Origin of the sequence: Vulcanococcus sp. DEBay_Sum29NL08_54 (assembly GCF_017859255.1) — a bacterium.
GTDB lineage: Bacteria > Cyanobacteriota > Cyanobacteriia > PCC-6307 > Cyanobiaceae > Vulcanococcus.
The window spans coordinates 1-3,838 of sequence record NZ_JAFMNJ010000070.1; the positions used below are offsets into that span (position 1 = coordinate 1).

Genomic DNA, 3,838 nt, shown 5'->3' on the forward strand with positions numbered 1-3,838 from the left:
GTTCGCCTTCGCCATCTACGACGAGGCCGGCGATGTGTTGCACCTGGTCCGGGATCGCTTCGGCATCAAACCCCAGTACTGGACGATCACATCCCAGGGCTTGGTCTTTGGCTCGGAACTCAAGGTCCTGTTTGCCCATCCGGCGGTCGAGCGGCGTTTCACCTCCGAAGGGCTCTTCCACCAGTTGATGCAAACCATGGTCCCCGGGACCACGGCCTTCGCGGGCATCCATCAGGTGCCGCCTGGCCATGGCATCAGTGTTCGCCGGCGCAACGGCAACCTTGAGGTGGAGACATGGAAGTACTGGGACATGGACTTCCCGCGCCAGGGCGAGCGGGACAGCAGCAAGAGTGAAGCCGACCACATCGAGGCGATCCGTGCCGCCCTGCTGGAAGCGGTGGAGTTGCGGATGGTCGCTGATGTCCCGGTGGGTTGCTACCTCTCCGGAGGCATTGATAGCTGCTCAATCCTGGGGCTGGCCGCTGCCGTCAGCCAGAGCCCGGTGAAGGCCTTCACCATTGGCTTTGACGACGCGCGCTACGACGAGTCGCCCATCGCCCAGGAGATGGCCGAGGCCACAGCCGCTGAGCAGGACGTCATGCGTCTCTCGGGCAAGGAGCTCTATGGCTGGATGGAGCGCACCCTCTGGCACACGGAGCGCACGATCTACAACACCCTGGCGGTGGCCAAGTTCTTGATGAGCCGCCACGTCAACAGCGTCAACTACAAGGTGGTGATGACCGGAGAGGGCTCCGATGAGCTCTTCGGTGGCTATCCCGCCTTCCGCCGCGACATGTTCCTGCACGGTCTGCAGGATCTGCCCGAGCCGGAGCGCAAGGCCTGGGAAGACCTGCTGCAGCAATCCAATGCCTTGGTGCAGGGGGCGATGTTGGCGGCGGATCAAGTGGATGACCCTGACCTCGATGCGGTCGTGGGCTTCACCCCCAGTTGCCTCCAGCCTTGGTTGGCCTGTGCGCCGTTGGTGCCGGACCTGCTCGCGGAGGCCCATCGCTCGGTCCTTTCGGACTATTCGCCGGGCCAGGCCATCGCCAAGACCCTGGATCCCGATCAGCTGGAGGGGCGCCACGCCCTCGATAAGGCCCAGTACGTCTGGATCAAGACGATGCTGGAGGGCCAGATCCTCACCTGGGGCGGTGACCGGGTGGACATGGCCAACTCCATGGAGGCGCGGCCGGCCTTCTTGGATCACCACCTCGCGGCGGCGGCGGTTCAGGTCCCGCCTGAGCTGCGGATCAAGGGCAAGACCGAGAAGTACGTCCTGCGCGAGGCCATGGCGGGCCTTTTGCCGGAGGTGCTCTACAAGCGCGAAAAATTTGCCTTCATGGCTCCGCCGGCCCACACCGAGCCCGAGAAGTGGGAGCAGATGAAGCAGCTGGCCGATGACTACCTGAGTGATCAGGCGATCGAGGCGGCGGGACTCCTGAGCGTCGCGGGTGTTCGGGCCCTCTTCGCCCGCCATGACGACCCGGCCACGACCGATGCGGACCGCGTTCAGATGGACGCCATGATCAACCACCTGCTTGGCGTGCAGATGTTGCACCGGATGTTCATTGCCGCGGATGTGCCGGCCCAGGCCCGCGCCAAGGCCGATGCCCTCGGCTGGCACCCGGCCGCTGCGGCTTAAACGGTCGCAACGGTTACGCAGTACTTCGCCCTCCTGGCGGATGGTGGGAGGGCTCTTTTGAACGTGCAGGTCTGCGGTTGGTTCTCTCTGCCCCGGGCTCCCAAACCCTTGCGCCCACCGCTCAACTGAAGAGACCCTCGGTCAACGCCATGCGCCTCCTGGCCTCCTTGGAGGCCATGGCCGAAGTCGGTCTTCAGCCAGATGGTTCCATTTGCCGGCGCGGCTTCAGCGCCGAGGACCGTCAGGGCCGTGAACTGCTGAGTGAATGGCTGATCGACGCGGGGATGAGCCTGCGCATCGATGCCGCCGGCAATCTGATTGGCCGCCTGGAGGGCTCAGAGCCCAACCTCCCCGCGCTGGTGAGCGGCTCACATCTGGACACCGTTCCAACCGGTGGTCGCTACGACGGCACCCTCGGCGTCTTGGCTGGACTGGAACTGGTCCGCTGCCTGAAGGATGCCTCGCTTCAGCTGCGGCACCCTTTTGAGCTGATCGTCTTTGCCGATGAGGAGTCCACGATGGTGGGCTGCAAAGGGATGGCCGGAACGGCCAGCGGCGACCCCAGCGATTACACCACCAGTAACGGTGATCCGATTGAGCGGAACCTGGCTCGCCTCGGTGGGGACTGGGAGCGCCTGACCACTGCGGCCCGCAGCGATGACGCCATTGCTGCTTTTCTCGAGCTCCACGTGGAGCAGGGTGCTGTCCTGGAGCAACGCGGCGACAGCATTGGTGTCGTTCAAGGGGTGGTCGGCCAGCGCCGTTTCACGATCCGCGTTTGCGGGCAGGCGAACCACGCCGGTACGACGCCGATGGATCAGCGGCAGGATGCCCTGGTGGCCGCCGCGCAGGTCGTCTTGGCGGTTCAGACCATGGCCCTCGAGCACCCCGGTGATCCGGTGGCCACGGTCGGCAGATTTGAGGTCTGGCCGAATGCCGCCAACGTCGTTCCCGGGGAGGTTCAGTGCAGCGTCGATCTGCGCGATCTGGACCCCGAGGTCTTGGCCTCCCTGAGTGCGCAGCTCGAGGAACGCCTGGCGTCTATTGCTGAGGCCAGTGGTTGCAGCGTGACGATGGAGCCCCAGTTCTCTGTGGATCCGACCCCGGCTGCACCGCTGCTGATGGAGGCGATCGCCGCCTCGGCCTCAGCCTTGGGCTTCTCCCACAGCGCCCTTCCCAGTCGCGCCAGCCATGACGCCCAGGAATTGGGCCGCCGTTGGCCGATGGGCATGGTTTTTGTCCCAAGCCATCGCGGCCTGAGCCATTCCGCGGCCGAGTACACGAGCCTTGAGCAGTGTGTTGCCGGAACGTCGGTCTTGCTGGAGGCGTTTCTGCGCCTGGATGCCCAGCTCTCGGGATGACCTTTTCAATCCTGGCGCGGGATCCATCCAACGGGCGCTTTGGCGTGGCCGTTGCCACCTGTCACCTCGCCGTCGGATCAACGGTTCCCCATATCCGCTCTGGGGTTGGGGCCGTCGCGACCCAGGCCCACACGAACCCCTATCTGGGGATTTGCGGTCTCGAGCGCATGGAGCAGAACCGGGATGCGGAAACCGTCCTGGCCAGCCTCTTGCGGGATGACCCGCAGATGGAGCACCGTCAGCTGCACCTGATTGATGCCTGCGGCCGTACGGCGGGCTGGACGGGCTCTGAATGCGGTCCCTATGCCAGCCATCGCTGCCATCCGGATCTGGCGGTCGCGGGCAACTTTCTCGCTGGCGAGGCTGTCCTGCTGGCGATGGAGGAGGCCTTTCTGTTGAGTGATCCCTCCTGGAAATTGGGGCGTCGCCTGCTGAGCGCCCTTCGCGCCGGTGAGGAGGCAGGCGGTGATCTGCGCTCCCCCCATGCGACCTCGGCTGCCCTGCAGGTCAGCGGTGAGGCGGCTTTCCCCCTGTTGGATCTGCGGGTGGATTTTGAAGAGCGCGCCGTCGACTCCCTGATGGCGCTGTACGAGCGCAGTCAGCAGCTCTGGGTGCAGCAATGGCGTGATTCCTTTGCTGAACTGCCCAATCCTGCAGGCACGGCCCTTAACCGAACGGTCACACCGCTTGTCGGGGACGATCCCTCGGCGGCTTAACCGAGCGAGCGGGACGTAACGCTGACTACGTCACCCGCCCATCGGATACGGCTCAATTGGGGGAGCCATTCGTCGCCGCATGACGGGTTCGATCGAGATCCCCACGTCATCCACCA

3 protein-coding genes are annotated in these 3,838 nt (G+C 64.9%); all 3 read left to right on the forward strand.

All coding sequences use genetic code 11. The features are described from left to right. Nucleotides 1–1,645, forward strand: a 1,645-nt coding sequence (gene asnB / locus QZ186_RS11475) for an asparagine synthase (glutamine-hydrolyzing) (RefSeq protein WP_296416962.1), incomplete at its 5' end; no start/stop codon positions are given. 149 nt (nucleotides 1,646–1,794) lie between these two features. After that, nucleotides 1,795–3,006 carry a Zn-dependent hydrolase gene (locus tag QZ186_RS11480; protein ID WP_247477605.1) on the forward strand — a complete coding sequence of 404 codons (1,212 nt, stop codon included), beginning with the start codon at nucleotides 1,795–1,797 and terminating at the stop codon, nucleotides 3,004–3,006. Beyond that, on the forward strand, nucleotides 3,003–3,722 hold the full coding sequence (locus QZ186_RS11485; RefSeq protein WP_247477606.1) for a DUF1028 domain-containing protein: 720 nt from the start codon (nucleotides 3,003–3,005) through the stop codon (nucleotides 3,720–3,722). Before QZ186_RS11480 ends, QZ186_RS11485 begins: the two co-directional genes overlap by 4 nt. The last annotated feature ends 116 nt before the right edge of the window (nucleotides 3,723–3,838 follow it).

Coding starts and splice junctions, on each gene's coding strand:
- QZ186_RS11480 (WP_247477605.1), top strand. CDS start 1,795: ATGCGCCTCCTGGCCTCCTTGGAGGCCATGGCCGAAGTCGGTCTTCAG.
- QZ186_RS11485 (WP_247477606.1), top strand. CDS start 3,003: ATGACCTTTTCAATCCTGGCGCGGGATCCATCCAACGGGCGCTTTGGC.